The organism is Limnohabitans planktonicus II-D5, from assembly GCF_001270065.2.
GTDB classification, from domain to species: Bacteria; Pseudomonadota; Gammaproteobacteria; order Burkholderiales; family Burkholderiaceae_C; genus Limnohabitans_A; species Limnohabitans_A planktonicus.
On sequence record NZ_LFYT02000004.1, the window covers coordinates 62,417 to 78,526 of the forward strand.

Genomic DNA, 16,110 nt, shown 5'->3' on the forward strand with positions numbered 1-16,110 from the left:
CAAGGCAGCTTCTGCGGCGTCTGTGAAAAAGTCAGCGCCTGTCTCTCAAGCGAAATCTATGACCGTTAAAAAAGCGGAGCCTGTCATGGCTCCTGTTGCTCAAGCCCCTGCCCCTGTTGCTGTGCCTGCTGGCCCAGATCAATTGGTGCGTGCCACCCGCCCCTCGGCGCGGCTGGCGCAAATCACCGTTCCTTCTTTGCCGCCAGCGGTGGCGTCTACTGCTGCCAAGGCGAGTTTCTTGCCCAGTGCGCCAGCGCCGACCGTGATGTCCTTCGTGCCGGTCAAGAAAGATCTCAAGCTGGCCAACAACTGGAAAACCAAGAGCCTGCAAGAGCTGACGGACGCCGAAATTCTGGCCATGCCCGACAGCGAGTACATGAACGATGTTCAGATGGCGTTTTTCAAGCGCAAGCTGGTCAAGCTCAAGCAAGACATCCTCAACAGTGCTGGTGAAACCACCGAGCATTTGCGTGAAGACACCGTGGTGGTGCCCGATCCAGCAGATCGCGCCACGATCGAAGAAGAGCATGCGCTGGAATTGCGCACCCGCGACCGTGAGCGCAAGTTGCTCAAGAAAATCGAACAATCCATCATGTTGATCGATGCCGGTGACTACGGCTATTGTGATGAAACCGGCGAACCCATTGGCGTGGGCCGCTTGCTAGCGCGTCCCACAGCCACTCTGTCCCTCGAAGCGCAACAGCGCCGCGAGCTCAAACAGAAGATGTTTGGCGACTGAGCCTTTGTCAGGGTCTTCGACCGCCGGGCTGTAAAACACCCACCCCGATGTTTGGGCCAATCGGCCATTCAAGCCCTTGGAGGGCGTGCCTCACCGCGCTTGCCCTTGACAAGGCGTGAGGGTGTGACCGCATTGATGGAGGTTCATGACCGCCGATCTGCGAAAGCCCCCCCAGATATTTTTCAGGTCGATATCCGACGAGTTCGACCTAGGCGGTTCATCGCCTGAGCGCTGGGTCAGCCAGTGCATTGCTTTTGATGAAAATTTTCCTGGTATTTATTTTTTAATGAATATTGTGTATTTGAGATTTTTATTTCTTCAGGCGTCACTTTCACTGCAAACTCTAAGTGTTTAATTTATAAAGATATTCCTTCTTCAAGGATGTTCATTTTCTTCGCTAAGCCATTGATTTCATTGAAAAAAATCTGTCAACGCATCTTTGTGGTGCCATGAATTCCTGATACAGTGCAAAAAAGTGCAATTAAGTGGGTAAAAGTGCCTCTAATTGCCGGTTGCAACTGAAAAAGGGTCTTCGCAGTGTTTCAAGGGGCTTCATCGCTGAGTCTGGATGCCAAGGGGCGGCTGTCTGTGCCGACCCGGCACCGTGACGTCTTGAGCACCAGCGCGCAAAGCCAATTGACCATCACCAAGCACCCCCATGGTTGTTTGATGATGTTCCCTCGTCCCGAATGGGAAAAATTCCGCGAGCGCATTGCCCAGTTGCCCATGTCGGGGCAGTGGTGGCGGCGTATTTTTTTGGGCAATGCCATGGATGTGGAGATGGACGGCACGGGCCGCGTGTTGATTTCTCCTGAATTGCGACAAGCTGCAGGCATCACCAAAGACACCATGCTGCTGGGCATGGGGGCCTATTTTGAGCTGTGGGACAAAACCGTCTACGACGCACAAGAGGCCATGGCCATGCAGGGCGAGATGCCCGATGTGTTCAAGGACTTTGCTTTCTGATCGCCATGAGCACGCCCACACTTACCCACACCACGGTGCTTTTGCAAGAAGCCGCTGACGCCCTGCTCGATGGCGCAGCCGGTGCTGACGGCGCTTATGTGGACTGCACATTCGGGCGAGGAGGGCACTCGCGCCTGATTCTTTCGCGTTTGTCTGCACAAGGGCGTTTGCAAGCCTTCGACAAGGATCTGGAAGCGATTGCCGAGGCCGGGCGCATAGACGATGCCCGGTTTGCCATTCGGCACGATGGTTTCTCGCACCTGGCAGAGCTGCCCGCTGGCAGTGTCGATGGTGTGCTGATGGATCTGGGCATCAGCTCCCCGCAGATTGACAGCCCCGAGAGGGGTTTTTCTTTTCGTTTCGACGGCCCGCTGGACATGCGCATGGACACCACGCGCGGAGAAAGTGTGGCCGATTGGCTGGCAACGGCAACAGTGGATCAAATCACGGAGGTGATACGTGACTATGGCGAAGAACGGTTTGCTTTTCAGATTGCAAAGGCGCTTGTGGCTCGCCGACAAGAGCGGGGCCCAATTTCAAGCACCTCCGATTTGGCCCAGCTCGTGGCTGACACGGTCAAAACCCGCGAGCCGGGTCAGAACCCTGCAACGCGGACATTTCAGGCTTTTCGGATTTTCATCAACGCCGAGCTTGAAGAGCTCGAACAGGCGCTAGAGGCCAGCCTGAGCGTGCTGGCCGAGGGCGGACGCCTGGTGGTGATCAGCTTCCATTCGCTGGAAGACCGCATCGTCAAGCAATTCATCGCCAAGCACTCCAAAGAAGTGGTGGACAGGCGTGTGCCCTTCGCAGCGCCTGTGGCCATGCGCCTCAAAGCGCTGGGTCGTGTCAAGCCGAGTGAAGAAGAAGTGCGTGGCAACCCGCGTTCACGCAGCGCCATCATGCGCGTGGCTGAGCGCACGGGGGTGCCTGCATGACCCGTTTGAACCTTGTGTTGCTGGTAGCGGTAGTGCTCAGTGCCTTGGCGCTGGTGCACAGCCATTACGAGTCACGCCGGATGTTCATGGCCCTGGAGAGCGCGCGCAAAGAGGCCAAACGGCTGGAGCTTGAGCAAGACCGCTTGCAGGTCGAGCGCCGGGCGCAAGCCACACCTTTGCGGGTGGAGCAGATTGCACGCCAACAGCTGCAAATGCGCGACGCCACACCGGCCATCACGCAGTATGTGACGGCCGCATCTGCTGCGGACAAAGGAGGGGCACCATGAGCGCCCGCAGCGTGCAGTTGTCATCAAGCCCCTTGCTGGCCAGCAAGACGCCCGTTTGGCGCAGCAAGTTCATTGTGGCTGCGATCGCTTTGGGCTTTCTGGCTTTGATGGCGCGTGCCGTCTATGTGCAGGTGATTGCCAATGATTTTTTCATCCGACAAGGTGAGGTCCGTTTTGCCCGCACCCTGACATTGCCTGCCAACCGAGGCCGTGTGTTGGACCGCAACGGTGTGTTGCTCGCCTCCAGTGTGCCTGCACCCAGCATTTGGGCCAACCCGGATGAAATGGACCGTGATCCGCGCAAAGAGCGGGAGCTGGCCCGTTTGCTGGAGATGAGCACGGCGGAGCTGGATCGCAAACTCAAGGATGACGAAAAGACATTTGTCTGGTTGCGCAGGCAGCTCGATGAGTCGGTGGTCAAAGACATTCTGGCGCTGGGCATCAAAGGTGTTTATGACATCAAGGAATACAAGCGTTTGTATCCCGAAGGTGAAGCCGCAGCCCACATCGTGGGCTTTACCAATGTGGAAGACCAAGGCCAAGAGGGCGTCGAGTTGGTCTTCCAAAAGCAGCTGTCCGGTCAAGCAGGCTCGCGGCGCGTCATCAAGGACCGTTTTGGCCGGGTGGTCGAAGACGTGGGTGAAACGGTGCCGCCCATCGACGGGCAGGATTTGCAGTTGAGCATTGACAGCAAGGTGCAGTTTTTTGCCTACCAGAAGTTGCGAGAAGCGGTGCTGGAGCACAAGGCCAAAGCGGGCAGTGTGGTGGTGCTTGATGCCCAGTCGGGCGAGATACTGGCACTGGCCAACTACCCCAGCTATTCACCGGCCAAGCGGGTCAACCTGAGCGGCGAACAATTGCGCAACCGCGCTTTGACCGACACCTTTGAGCCAGGCTCCACGATGAAACCCTTTGCGGTTTCATTGGCGCTTGAAAAAGGCATCGTCAAACCCGAGACGCCCATTCAAACCGCTCCAGGGCGCATCAACATCACCGGCTCGACCATCACCGACGCGCACCCGCATGGCATGCTCACCGTCAGTCAAGTGATCCAGAAGTCGAGCAACGTGGGCACGGTCAAGATGGCCATGCAAATGCAAGCCCACGACATGTGGGAGATGTTCACCCAGGTCGGGTTCGGTCAAAAACCGCAGTTGCCGTTTCCGGGTGTGGTGGCAGGGCGCTTGCGCCCTTACAAAACCTGGCGCCCGATTGAACAAGCCACCATGAGTTATGGCTACGGCATTTCGGCCAGCTTGTTCCAGGTAGCCCGGGCCTACACCATCTTTGCCCGCGACGGTGAGGTGGTGCCCTCCACCCTCATGAAAACCGAGCATCAGGTCGCGGGCACCCGTGTGATCAGCGCGCAACACGCCAAGTCCATGCGCAAGATGCTGCAAATGGCCGCAGGCCCAGGCGGCACAGCCCCCAAAGCACAGACCATGGGGTATTCCGTGGGGGGCAAATCGGGCACGGCGCGCAAGCAAGAAGGCAAAGGCTACGCGAGTAAAAAATACCGTGGCTTCTTCGTGGGCATGGCCCCGATTGAGGCGCCACGCATCGTCGTGGCCGTGATGATTGATGAGCCCAGCAATGGACGCTACTACGGTGGCGAAGTGGCAGCGCCCGTGTTCAGCCAGACCGTGCAGCAAACGCTGCGTCTGCTGGGGGTTCAGCCCGACATGGCCGTCAAGCCCCAAGTGGTGACGCATGCCGTGGAGGAGTCGTTCTGATGCAGACCTTGCACACGCCTTTGGAAGCGGCCCAATGGTTGCGCCAGCGCGTGACCGGGCAGTTGCGCACGGACAGCCGCCAGGTTCAGCCGGGCGATGCCTTCATTGCCTGGCCCGGTGCGGCCACCGATGGTCGCCAATACGTGGCGCAAGCCTTGGCGCAAGGCGCCAGCGCCTGTTTGATGGAGCAGCAAGGGTGGGAGGCCTGGCCTGCGCTGAACGGGCCAGTCGCTGACCCTCGTCTGGCGGCCATGCCAAGCCTCAAAGCCCAGACCGGCAACGTGGCCGATGCGTATTACGCGCACCCCAGCCATGCCCTGAATGTGTTGGCCGTGACCGGCACCAATGGCAAGACATCCACCGCCTGGTGGCTGGCGCAAGCCTTGTCATCCTCTGTGCTGAACCAGCGCTGCGGGTTGATTGGCACGCTGGGTGTGGGCCAGTTGCCCCACCTGATCACCACCGGCATGACCACGCCCGACCCGGTGCTGATGCAGCAACAGTTCCGCACGTTTGTGGATGCGGGTGTCACCCATTGCGCCATAGAGGCATCGTCCATCGGTTTGGCCGAGCACCGCTTGGCTGGCACGCATATTCGTGTGGCTGTGTTCACCAACTTCACCCAGGACCATCTGGACTACCACGGCGACATGAACGCCTACTGGGCGGCCAAAGAAGCGCTGTTTGACTGGCCCGGTCTGCAGGCAGCGGTGATCAACATCGACGACCCTCAAGGGTCCCGGCTGGCTGAGCGCTTGCGCCAGGGCGATCTGGCCGTGTGGACATGCTCTCGCCAGTCGGCGGCCCGTCTGCAAGCCCGTGCAGTGCCCAGTCCGGACGGGCTGGCGTTTGAAGTGCGCGAAGGCGATCAGGCGCACACCCTGCACACCGCCTTGGTGGGTGACTACAACATCGACAACTTGCTCGGTGTGCTGGGCACCCTGCGCGCTTTGGGCGTGGCTCTGGCCGACGCCGTGCAAGCATGCTCGCAGCTCTCGGCGGTGCCCGGGCGCATGCAGCGCGTGGGCACGCAGGCCGATGCGCCTTGCGTGCTGGTGGACTACGCCCACACCCCCGATGCCGTGTGGCATGCCCTGACGGCCTTGCGCACGCAAGCGGCGCAGCGCGGTGGTCGCTTGTGGTGTGTGTTGGGCTGCGGGGGCGACCGTGATCCGCACAAACGCCCCTTGATGGCTGCAGCCGCCGAGGCCTGTGCTGATCAAGTGGTACTGACCAGTGATAACCCGCGTTCGGAGTCGCCCGAAGCGATTTTGGCGCAGATGGTGCAAGGCCTTCAAAAACCCGCGCAGGTGCAGATTCAGCCTGATCGTGCGCAGGCCATTGCGCAGGTGGTGGCCCAAGCCGATGCGCGCGATGTGGTCCTGGTGGCGGGCAAGGGCCACGAAACCTATCAAGAAGTGCTGGGCGTGCGGCAACCTTTTTCTGACGTCGCACAGGTCCAGGCGGCCTTGCAGCGCCGTGCAACACAAGGGGTGACGGCATGAGCGGTATGCAGCTGAATCTGAATCTGGCGCTGACTTGGCTCAGCGGGGCCCGTGGCGAACGCCTGGATGGCGTGCTGGCCCAGCGTGTGCACACCGACAGCCGCAGTGTGCAAGCCGGGGACCTGTTTGTGGCTCTGCGCGGCGAGCGTTTTGACGGCAACCAATTCATGGCGCAAGCCCAGGCCCAAGGCGCGGTGGCTGTGGTGTGCGAGCACTCAGGCCAAGTCACAGCTGCCGCTTTGGGTTTGCCCGCATTGGTGGTGCCGGATGCGCGCATCGCCCTGGGCGAGTTGGCAGCGGGCTGGCGCGGGCAGTTTGATTTGCCCGTGATTGCGGTCACCGGCAGCAACGGCAAGACCACCGTGACGCAAATGATCGCCTCGATCCTGCGGGCATTCGCCGGGGACGATGCCTTGTCCACCCAAGGCAATTTCAACAACGACATCGGCGTGCCCCTGACCTTGTTCAACTTGCGTGCGCACCACCGCATCGCCGTGGTCGAGCTGGGCATGAACCACCCCGGTGAAATTGCCGCCCTGGCCCGCATGGCAAAGCCCACGGTGGCACTGGTCAACAACGCGCAGCGCGAACATCAGGAATTCATGGGCACGGTGGAGGCCGTGGCGCGGGAAAACGGCACCGTGCTGCAAGCCTTACCAGGCAGCGGCGTGGCGATTTTCCCGGCCGATGAGGATTACACCGGCATCTGGCAGGCACTGGCGGGACCGCGTGCCCAGCGCACCTTTGCGCTGCAGCAGGCCGATGTCTGCGCCGCTGTGGTGCTGTGGCAATCGGGGGCCTGGCAATTCACCCTCAAAACCCCTGAAGGCACGGCCCCTGTGCGTGTGCATATCGCAGGACGCCACAACGTCAAAAACGCCCTAGCGGCCAGCGCTTGCGCCCTGGCCGCCGGTGTGCCGCTTGAAGCTGTGGCCCAAGGCTTGCAGGCCTTCGAGCCGGTCAAAGGCCGTTCACGGGCCTGCGTGGTGCCCGGTACCGACATCACGCTGGTGGACGACACCTACAACGCCAACCCCGATTCGGTGCTGGCCGCCATCGACGTGCTGGCCGAGTTGCCGGGGCCGCGTTTGTTGGTGCTGGGGGACATGGGTGAAGTCGGCAACCAGGGGCCGGAATTTCACGCCGAAGTGGGGGTCTATGCCGCCGCACGCGGTGTGCAGGCCTTCTACACCTTGGGCGAATTGTGCGTGCATGCGGAAAAAGCATTCAGCGGGGCATGTGCCGGTGCACGGCACTTTGAAGACATGGCCGCCTTGCTGGATGCCGCCACCCGACACGTCCAAGATTTTCAAAGCATCGTGGTCAAAGGCTCGCGTTTCATGAAGATGGAGCGGGTGGTGGATGCGCTCATGGCGCCAGGCGCTACACAACATACACAACAGGGAGAAGCGCATGCTGCTTAGCTTGGCGCAATGGTTACAAAGTTTGTCCCCGGAGTGGGGCTTTTTGCGTGTTTTCCAATACATCACCTTCCGGGCCGTGATGGCGGCGCTGACAGCGTTGTTGATTGGCCTGGCCGCAGGGCCTGCCGTCATCCGGCGCCTGACGGCGCTCAAAATCGGTCAGCCCATCCGGGGCTATGGCATGGAGTCGCACCTGTCTAAAAGCGGCACACCCACCATGGGCGGTGTGCTGATTTTGCTGTCGATTGCCGTGTCCACCTTGCTGTGGTTTGACCTGTCCAACCGCTTTGTCTGGATCGTGCTGATCGTGACCTTGGGCTTTGGCGCTGTGGGCTGGGCAGACGACTGGCGCAAAGTGGTCAACAAAGACCCCGAAGGCATGCCCTCGCGTGAAAAGTATTTCTGGCAATCGGTGATCGGGTTGCTGGCGGCCCTGTACCTGGTCTTCAGCATTTCTGAAAGTTCCAACCTGCGGGTGGTGGACCTGTTTGCCAAATGGGTAATGTCCGGTTTTGATGTCAACTTGCCGCCCAAAGCCGGTTTGATGGTGCCTTTTTTCAAGGAAGTCAGCTACCCGCTGGGCGTGTTCGGCTTTGTGATCCTGTCCTACCTGGTCATTGTGGGGGCCAGCAACGCGGTCAACCTGACCGATGGCCTGGATGGCCTGGCCATCATGCCGGTGGTCATGGTCGGTTCGGCCCTGGGGGTGTTTGCCTACGTGACCGGCAGTTCGGTTTACGCCAAATACCTGTTCCTGCCCCACATTCCCGGCTCCGGCGAGCTGATGATTTTTTGCTCGGCCATGGCGGGGGCCGGTTTGGCCTTTTTGTGGTTCAACACGCACCCCGCACAAGTCTTCATGGGCGACGTGGGCGCGCTGGCGCTGGGCGGTGCCTTGGGCACCATTGCCGTGATCGTGCGCCAGGAAATCGTGCTGGCCATCATGGGCGGCATCTTCGTGGTCGAGGCCTTGTCGGTGATGGCGCAGGTGACCTACTTCAAGTACACCAAAAAGAAATATGGTGAGGGCCGACGCATTTTGAAGATGGCGCCTTTGCACCACCATTTTGAAAAAAGCGGCTGGAAAGAAACGCAAGTGGTCGTGCGTTTTTGGATCATCACCATGCTCTTGTGTCTGGTCGGCCTGTCCACCTTGAAGCTGAGGTAAACCATGCAGCTTCAAGGTCAACACGTTCTGATTCTCGGTTTGGGTGCTTCGGGCCTGGCAATGGCCCGTTGGTGCGCCCGTGCCGAGGCGAATGTGACCGTGGCCGATACCCGCGCAGCACCGCCGCAGCTGGCTGCGTTGCAGGCCGAGTGGCCGAACGTGCGTTTTGTCTCAGGCGAATTCAGCGCCGCACTGGTCGAAGGCACGGACGTGCGGGCGGTCTTTCGCAGCCCTGGCTTGGTACCCGAAGTGGTGGCACCCGTGTTTGATGCGGCCAAGGCCATGGGTTTGTGGCAAGGCGGCGAGTTGGCCTTGTTTGCCGCTGTGCTGCAAGACTTGAAAACCACCTATGGCTATGCCCCGCAGGTGCTGGCCATCACAGGTACCAACGGCAAAACCACCGTCACATCGCTGACCGGGCAATTGGTGGCGCGTGCGGGCAAGCGCGTCAAGGTGGCGGGCAACATCGGCCCCACCTTGCTCGACACCCTGGCCGAGGCCTTGCAAGAAGCCCAGGTGCTGGTGGCTCAGCAAGCGCTGGAGGCCGCTGAACGCGAGGCCGAAAGTGCGGCCGAAAATGCGGCTGAAAATGCCGCGCAGGCCGCAGCGAATGCGCCTGTCACTGCAAGCAAACCGTCAATGGCCAGCGCCCCACCGCAGTCACCCACAGCGCAAGAGGTGGAACAGGCCGATACCGATACCGATCAGCCCATCACTGCGTCTGCTGAGCCAGTCGCCGAGCCCGAAGGGGCGTCTGCCGAGCCCATGTCGCCAGCGTTTCAGACGCCTGCTGAGACAGCCCCCGTGGACCCCATGGCCCTGGCATTGCCGCAGGTCTGGGTGCTGGAGCTGTCGAGTTTTCAGCTCGACAGCAGCGAGGGCTTTGAGCCCACGGCAGCCACGGTGCTCAACATCTCGCAAGACCATCTGGATTGGCATGGCTCCATGAGCGCCTATGCCGCCGCCAAAGCGCGCATCTTTGGCCAGCAAGGACTGATGGTGCTCAACCGTGAAGACAAGCTCGTCATGGCCATGCGGCCCGAGCCCGTTCGCGTCAAGTTGCAGCGCCCGCAAGAGCGGGCCTATGTGTCCTTTGGTGGCGACATGCCTCAGCGCCCGGGGGATTTCGGCATCGAGGTCATGAACGGCATGACGTGGCTGGTGCGCGCCCTGGAAGCGGACGAAACCCGCCGCCGTCGCAAAGACGAGGCCGAAGAATTGCATATCCAGCGTTTGATGCCAGCCGATGCCCTGCGCATTCGTGGACGGCACAACGCCATCAATGCACTGGCGGCACTGGCACTGGCCAGCTCGGCCGGCTGTGCATTGGCCCCCATGCTGTATGGCCTGCGTGAATACCGGGGCGAGCCGCATCGGGTGGAGCCCGTTGCGCTCATCCATGAGGTGGAGTATTTCGACGACAGCAAAGGCACCAATGTGGGTGCCACGGTGGCTGCCTTGAACGGCTTGGGGGCTGACCGCCGGGTGGTTGTCATTCTGGGCGGCGATGGCAAAGGACAGGACTTTTCCCCTCTGGCCGATCCGGTCAGCCGATATGTGCGCGGTGTGGTGCTCATGGGCCGCGATGCTGCCCTGATCCGCGAAGCGCTGGGCCTGTGCGGTGTGCCCCTGCAAGACGCAGACAGCTTGCCTGCTGCGGTCACGCTGGCCAAAGACATGGCCCACAGCGGCGATGCGGTGCTGATGTCGCCTGCATGCGCCAGTCTGGACATGTTCAAAAACTATGAGCACCGTGCCCAGGTCTTTTGCCAGGCGGTGGCCGAATTGGCAGATGCCGCGGGTGTGTCGATGGAGGGCGGTCTGTGAGTGAAACCCTGAATCTGACACAACGCGCGCGCGCTGCACTGGTCCGCCTGGGAACATTGTTCTCCGGCGGCACGCCAGTGGTCAGCCACGCGGGTTTGCCAGTCAATTTAGGGGGTTACGAATATGCAGGCCAGTCGGGCTCAGCCGGTGCGCGGCTGCAAGGCGTGGATCAGGCCCTGGTCTGGGTGGTGGTGGCGCTGCTCATGTGGGGCATGGTCATGGTCTATTCGGCCTCCATTGCCATGCCGGACAACCCCCGTTTGGTGCGCTTGACCCACACCCATTACTTGTGGCGTCATGTGTTGTCGCTGTCACTGGGTGCAGTGGTGGCTTTGCTGGCGTTTCAGGTGCCCATGGTCACCTGGGAAAAAATGGCGCGCCCTTTGTTCGTTTGTGCCTTGGTGCTGCTGGCCTTGGTGCTGGTGCCTTACATCGGAAAAAGTGTCAACGGTGCGCGTCGCTGGATTCCCTTGGGCGTCATGAATTTTCAGCCCTCCGAACTGGCCAAGCTGGCGACCATCATTTATGCAGCCAATTACATGGTGCGCAAGATGGACGTGAAGGAAGACTTCTTCCGTGCTGTGTGGCCCATGGCGGCTGCCGTCACGGTGGCGGGTGTGTTTTTGCTGGCCGAGCCTGATATGGGGGCCTTCTTGGTGATCGCTGTCATCGCCATGGGCATCCTGTTTCTGGGCGGGGTCAATGTCCGCATGTTCATGCTGATCCTCAGTGTGCTGGTGGTCGCCTTTGTGATCATGATTGCGCTGTCGCCCTGGCGTCGTGAGCGGATTTTTGCCTACCTCGATCCATTCAATGCAGCTTATGCCCTGGGCAAGGGCTACCAGTTGACGCATTCGCTGATTGCCATTGGCCGGGGCGAAATCTGGGGCGTGGGCCTGGGCGGCAGTGTCGAAAAACTGCATTGGTTGCCTGAAGCGCACACCGATTTTTTGATGGCTGTGATTGGTGAAGAATTTGGCCTGGTCGGGGTGTCTGTGGCCATTTTCATGTACTTGTGGCTGAGCCGCCGGATCATGGTGATTGGCCGACAGGCCATCGCACTGGACAAGGTGTTTTCTGGCTTGGTGGCCCAGGGCGTGGGCATCTGGATCGGCTTTCAGGCTTTCATCAACATGGGCGTGAACCTGGGTGCCTTGCCCACGAAAGGGTTGACCTTGCCGTTCATGAGCTACGGCGGCTCAGCCATCATGATGAACCTGGTGGCCATCGCCATTGTGTTGCGCATCGACGCCGAAAACAAACAACTCATGCGAGGAGGGCGTTCATGAACAAACCCTGTGCATTGGTGATGGCGGGCGGCACAGGCGGGCACATCTTCCCGGGCCTGGCCGTGGCGCAAGCCTTACGCGCCGAAGGCTGGCGCGTGCACTGGATGGGCGCGCCAAACAGCATGGAAAGCCAGCTGGTGCCGCCGCGCGGTTTCGCGTTTGAGACTGTGGAGTTTGGTGGTGTGCGGGGCAAGGGCCCCATGACCTGGCTCAAGCTGCCCATCAAGCTGGGGCGGGCTTTCTGGCAAAGCCTGCAGGTGGTGCGCCGCGTGCAGCCCGATGTGGTGCTGGGCCTGGGCGGCTACATCACCTTGCCGGGTGGACTGATGGCGCGCTTGTGTGGCAAGCCGGTGGTGTTGCATGAGCAAAATTCGGTGGCGGGTCTGTCCAACAAGGTGCTGGCCCGCGTGGCCAGCCGGGTGCTCACCGCTTTCCCCGATGTCTTCACCCAGGGGGCCTGGGTGGGCAATCCCTTGCGCCCAGAGTTCACCGAACAAGCGCCACCCGCGGTGCGATTTGCAGGCCGCAGCGGGCCACTGCGCGTGTTGGTGGTGGGCGGCAGTTTGGGCGCCAAAGCGCTCAATGACATCGTGCCGCAAGCACTGGCATTGCTGCCTGTTGATCAAAGGCCGCAAGTCATCCACCAAAGCGGGGCCAAACAAATCGAGGCTTTGCGGGCCAATTACGCAGCCGCTGGCGTGCAGGCCGAGTTGACGCCTTTCATTGACGACACTGCCAGCGCTTTTGCGCAGGCTGATCTGGTGATCTGCCGTGCAGGCGCAAGCACCGTGACCGAAATCGCCGCAGTCGGTGCAGCGGCCCTGTTTGTGCCGTTTCCGCATGCGGTGGACGACCACCAGACCACCAATGCCCAGTTCTTGGTGGCGCACGGCGGGGGCTGGCTCATGCCGCAATCGCAGTTGAACGCACAAGGCCTGGCCCTGCAGCTGGCGGGTTTGCAGCGCGAGAGCTTGCTCGCTTGCGCCGAAAAAGCTTACGAACAGAAAAAAACAAATGCCACACGCGATGTCGTGATGGCTTGCAAGGAGTTGAATGCATGAAACACGCCATCCGAAACATCCATTTCATCGGCATTGGTGGCTCGGGCATGAGCGGCATTGCCGAGGTCTTGCTCAATCTGGGTTACCAGATTTCAGGCTCTGATCTGTCCGACAGCGCCACCTTGCGCCGACTGGCCGCATTGGGCATTCAAACGCATGTGGGCCATGCGGCTGATCATGTCAAGGATGCCGATGCAGTGGTCACATCGACTGCTGTGAAAGCCGACAACCCCGAAGTGTTGGCCGCGCGCGAGCGCCATATTCCCATCGTGCCGCGTGCAGTGATGTTGGCCGAGCTCATGCGCATGAAGCAGGGCGTGGCCATTGCCGGCACACACGGCAAGACCACCACCACCAGCCTGGTGGCCAGCGTGCTGGCCGAAGCCGGTCTGGACCCCACCTTTGTGATCGGTGGTCGTCTGAACAGCGCCGGGGCCAATGCCAAGCTGGGCACGGGCGACTACATCGTGGTCGAGGCTGACGAATCGGATGCCTCGTTTTTGAACCTGCTGCCGGTGATGGCGGTGGTGACCAACATCGACGCCGACCACATGGAAACCTATGGCCATGACCTGGCCAAACTGAAGTCGGCATTTGTCGATTTTTTGCACCGCATGCCCTTTTATGGCACGGCCATTGTGTGCAGCGATGACCCAGGCGTGCAATCCATCGTGGACGACATCGCCCGTCCAGTGACCACCTATGGTCTGAACGAAGGCGCTCAAGTGCGTGCCGTGAATGTGCGCGCTGAAAACGGCCAGATGCATTTCACGGTGCAGCGCAGCAACGGTGTCACCTTGCCTGACCTGGATTTGGTGCTGAACCTGCCAGGCCTGCACAACGTGCTCAATGCCCTGGCCGCCGTGGCTGTGGCCGTGGAACTGGGTGTGGATGACGCCGCTGTGCAGCGGGCGCTGGCCGGTTTCAAAGGCGTGGGGCGGCGCTTTCAGCGTTATGGCGATGTGGCCGTGCCGGGGGGCGCTGGGCGCTTCACGGTCATTGATGACTACGGCCACCACCCGGTTGAGATGGCTGCCACGCTGGCCGCAGCCCGTGGTGCTTTTCCGGGCCGTCGTTTGGTGCTGGCCTTTCAGCCGCACCGATACAGCCGCACACGCGACTGTTTCGAGGATTTCGTCAAAGTTATTGGCCAGGGCTGCGACAGCGTGTTGCTGTCCGAGGTGTATGCCGCAGGCGAAGCGCCGATTGTGGCCGCCGATGGCCGCTCGCTGGCGCGGGCCTTGCGCGTGGCGGGCAAGGTCGAGCCGGTGTTTGTTGACGACATCGCCGACATGACGCAAGCCGTGTTGAGCAACGCCCGCGATGGTGATGTGCTCATTTGCATGGGCGCAGGCTCCATTGGGGGTGTGCCCGCCAAAGTGGTTGAGACAGGAGGTGCCCTGTGAGCGCAACAAACGCAGGCAAGGTCGCTGTCCTCATGGGCGGACGCTCGGCAGAGCGGGAAGTCTCCTTGATGTCTGGCCAGGGTGTGCTCAGTGCCCTGCAGGCCGAGGGCGTGAACGCGCACGCGTTTGACCCGGCCGAGCGCGAACTGAGCGAGTTGAAACGCGATGGCTTTGACCGATGCTTCATCGCCCTTCATGGGCGCTTCGGTGAAGACGGCACCGTGCAAGGCGCGCTTGAATTGCTGGGCATTCCCTACACCGGTTCGGGCGTGATGGCGTCCAGCATTGCCATGGACAAAACCATGACCAAGCGCGTCTGGCTGGCTGAGGGTTTGCCCACGCCTGCCTATGTGCTGGTGCGCCGTGCCCAACTGGCCACTGTGTCTGTGGCGCAGCTGGTCGAGACTCTGGGCTTGCCGATGATCGTCAAACCGGCGCGCGAGGGCTCGTCGATTGGCGTGAGCAAAGTGCTGCATGCGCAAGATGTGCCCGCCGCCCTAGCGGCCGCCGCACAGTGCGACGCCGACATCCTGTGCGAGCAATGCATTGTGGGTGACGAGGTCACTTGCCCGGTGCTGGGCGAAGGCGACACCGCCCGAGCCTTGCCCATCATTCGCATCGTGGCACCCGAAGGCAATTACGACTACCAGAACAAATACTTCACCAACGATACCCAGTATCTGGTGCCCAGTGGTCTGCCCGCTTTGGAAGAAGCCGCCATTGAAGCCCTGGTGGTCAAGGCCTACCAGGTGCTGGGTTGCCGAGGCTGGGGGCGCATTGACGTGATGATTGACGCCGCCACACGCCAGCCCTATCTGCTGGAAATCAACACCTCGCCGGGCATGACAGGTCATTCATTGGTGCCCATGTCGGCACGCGCTGCGGGCATCAGCTATGAGGTCTTGTGCAGCCAGTTGCTGGCATCGGCTGCGTTGGACAACGCACAGGAGAGCTTGGGATGAACCCCACCATGCCCTTGCCGCTGGATATCCGGCTCATGAACATGACCACGGCCATGCTGGTGGTCGTGCTCGTGTTGCTGGGTCTGGCCAGTGGGGCATGGTGGTTGATCCGTCACCCGATGTTTGCGATCGAGTCCATCACCGTGCAAGGAGAAGTCGGGCACAACAACGCGGTCACCTTGCGCGCCAATGTGATGCCGCAGCTCAGTGGCAACTTTTTCACGCTCGATCTGGCGCAGGCCCGTGAGGTTTTTGAAGATGTGCCATGGGTGCGCACGGCAGTGATACACCGCGATTTTCCCAACCGCTTACGTGCCATTTTGCAAGAGCACCGTCCGATTGCTTTGTGGGGCGATGAAGATGCGAACACCATGGTCAATGAACAAGGCCAGGTGTTTGAGGCCAATGTGCAAGACGTGGATGTCGAGCAATTGCCCCGAATGAAGGGGCCAGAGGGTTTGTCTTTGGATGTGGTGCACATGTACCGCTACCTGTCACCGTTGTTGGATGCGGTGGACATGGGGATCGAGCAGATTGAACTGACGCCCAGAGGCAGCTGGCGTGTCTTGCTGCAAGGCGGTGCGCAACTTGAATTGGGCCGGGGTACAGAGGCTGAGCTGGGTGCCAATGTGCAACGATTTTTGAGAACGCTGTCACAGGTCACGTCCCGTTACGGCAGAACGCCAACGGCCTTGTTGGCTGCGGATTTGCGTCACAAAGATGGTTATGCCCTGCGACTGCGTGGTGTCAGCACGATTGACACCCCCACGAAGCAAAAGCCCTGAGCGATCAGGCCACGAAAAATGAA

General features: G+C 60.7%; 14 protein-coding genes. All 14 read left to right on the forward strand.

Annotation, left to right across the window (positions count from 1 at the left end; all coding sequences use genetic code 11):
• The first annotated feature begins 22 nt into the window (after positions 1-22).
• The 14 genes from dksA (at position 23) to H663_RS24825 (ending at position 16,087) form a co-directional block, all read left to right on the forward strand.
• Positions 23-739 carry an RNA polymerase-binding protein DksA gene (dksA, locus tag H663_RS24760; protein WP_420844035.1) on the forward strand — a complete coding sequence of 239 codons (717 nt, stop codon included), beginning with the start codon at positions 23-25 and terminating at the stop codon, positions 737-739.
• Between the two features lie 537 nt (positions 740-1,276).
• Entirely contained in the window at positions 1,277-1,705 is a 429-nt protein-coding gene (mraZ, locus tag H663_RS24765) for a division/cell wall cluster transcriptional repressor MraZ (protein ID WP_053171162.1), read from the forward strand.
• Positions 1,706-1,710: 5 nt separating this feature from the next.
• Complete coding sequence (rsmH, locus tag H663_RS24770) at positions 1,711-2,640, forward strand: 16S rRNA (cytosine(1402)-N(4))-methyltransferase RsmH (protein ID WP_053171159.1); 930 nt, start codon at positions 1,711-1,713, stop codon at positions 2,638-2,640.
• Entirely contained in the window at positions 2,637-2,927 is a 291-nt protein-coding gene (ftsL, locus tag H663_RS24775; RefSeq protein WP_053171156.1) for a cell division protein FtsL, read from the forward strand. Before rsmH ends, ftsL begins: the two co-directional genes overlap by 4 nt.
• Positions 2,924-4,660, forward strand: coding sequence for a peptidoglycan D,D-transpeptidase FtsI family protein (locus H663_RS24780; protein ID WP_053171154.1), 1,737 nt, complete (start codon positions 2,924-2,926; stop codon positions 4,658-4,660). Before ftsL ends, H663_RS24780 begins: the two co-directional genes overlap by 4 nt.
• Positions 4,660-6,165 carry a UDP-N-acetylmuramoyl-L-alanyl-D-glutamate--2,6-diaminopimelate ligase gene (locus H663_RS24785; protein WP_053171151.1) on the forward strand — a complete coding sequence of 502 codons (1,506 nt, stop codon included), beginning with the start codon at positions 4,660-4,662 and terminating at the stop codon, positions 6,163-6,165. Before H663_RS24780 ends, H663_RS24785 begins: the two co-directional genes overlap by 1 nt.
• Entirely contained in the window at positions 6,162-7,589 is a 1,428-nt protein-coding gene (locus H663_RS24790) for a UDP-N-acetylmuramoyl-tripeptide--D-alanyl-D-alanine ligase (protein ID WP_053171149.1), read from the forward strand. Before H663_RS24785 ends, H663_RS24790 begins: the two co-directional genes overlap by 4 nt.
• Entirely contained in the window at positions 7,579-8,757 is a 1,179-nt protein-coding gene (gene mraY / locus H663_RS24795) for a phospho-N-acetylmuramoyl-pentapeptide-transferase (RefSeq protein ID WP_053171668.1), read from the forward strand. The genes H663_RS24790 and mraY overlap by 11 nt, the downstream gene beginning before the upstream one ends.
• 3 nt (positions 8,758-8,760) lie before the next feature.
• Entirely contained in the window at positions 8,761-10,584 is a 1,824-nt protein-coding gene (gene murD / locus H663_RS24800) for a UDP-N-acetylmuramoyl-L-alanine--D-glutamate ligase (RefSeq protein WP_053171146.1), read from the forward strand.
• A gap of 38 nt (positions 10,585-10,622) precedes the next feature.
• Positions 10,623-11,873: a putative lipid II flippase FtsW gene (gene ftsW / locus H663_RS24805; RefSeq protein WP_240620379.1), complete on the forward strand. Its 1,251-nt coding sequence runs from the start codon at positions 10,623-10,625 to the stop codon at positions 11,871-11,873.
• On the forward strand, positions 11,870-12,934 hold the full coding sequence (gene murG, locus H663_RS24810) for an undecaprenyldiphospho-muramoylpentapeptide beta-N-acetylglucosaminyltransferase (RefSeq protein WP_053171143.1): 1,065 nt from the start codon (positions 11,870-11,872) through the stop codon (positions 12,932-12,934). The genes ftsW and murG overlap by 4 nt, the downstream gene beginning before the upstream one ends.
• Positions 12,931-14,340, forward strand: coding sequence for a UDP-N-acetylmuramate--L-alanine ligase (gene murC / locus H663_RS24815; protein ID WP_053171140.1), 1,410 nt, complete (start codon positions 12,931-12,933; stop codon positions 14,338-14,340). Before murG ends, murC begins: the two co-directional genes overlap by 4 nt.
• On the forward strand, positions 14,337-15,302 hold the full coding sequence (locus H663_RS24820; RefSeq protein ID WP_083451093.1) for a D-alanine--D-alanine ligase: 966 nt from the start codon (positions 14,337-14,339) through the stop codon (positions 15,300-15,302). The genes murC and H663_RS24820 overlap by 4 nt, the downstream gene beginning before the upstream one ends.
• Positions 15,299-16,087 carry a cell division protein FtsQ/DivIB gene (locus tag H663_RS24825; RefSeq protein ID WP_053171133.1) on the forward strand — a complete coding sequence of 263 codons (789 nt, stop codon included), beginning with the start codon at positions 15,299-15,301 and terminating at the stop codon, positions 16,085-16,087. The genes H663_RS24820 and H663_RS24825 overlap by 4 nt, the downstream gene beginning before the upstream one ends.
• The last annotated feature ends 23 nt before the right edge of the window (positions 16,088-16,110 follow it).

Coding starts and splice junctions, on each gene's coding strand:
- rsmH (WP_053171159.1), top strand. CDS start 1,711: ATGAGCACGCCCACACTTACCCACACCACGGTGCTTTTGCAAGAAGCC.
- ftsL (WP_053171156.1), top strand. CDS start 2,637: ATGACCCGTTTGAACCTTGTGTTGCTGGTAGCGGTAGTGCTCAGTGCC.
- H663_RS24780 (WP_053171154.1), top strand. CDS start 2,924: ATGAGCGCCCGCAGCGTGCAGTTGTCATCAAGCCCCTTGCTGGCCAGC.
- H663_RS24785 (WP_053171151.1), top strand. CDS start 4,660: ATGCAGACCTTGCACACGCCTTTGGAAGCGGCCCAATGGTTGCGCCAG.
- H663_RS24790 (WP_053171149.1), top strand. CDS start 6,162: ATGAGCGGTATGCAGCTGAATCTGAATCTGGCGCTGACTTGGCTCAGC.
- mraY (WP_053171668.1), top strand. CDS start 7,579: ATGCTGCTTAGCTTGGCGCAATGGTTACAAAGTTTGTCCCCGGAGTGG.
- murD (WP_053171146.1), top strand. CDS start 8,761: ATGCAGCTTCAAGGTCAACACGTTCTGATTCTCGGTTTGGGTGCTTCG.
- murG (WP_053171143.1), top strand. CDS start 11,870: ATGAACAAACCCTGTGCATTGGTGATGGCGGGCGGCACAGGCGGGCAC.
- murC (WP_053171140.1), top strand. CDS start 12,931: ATGAAACACGCCATCCGAAACATCCATTTCATCGGCATTGGTGGCTCG.
- H663_RS24825 (WP_053171133.1), top strand. CDS start 15,299: ATGAACCCCACCATGCCCTTGCCGCTGGATATCCGGCTCATGAACATG.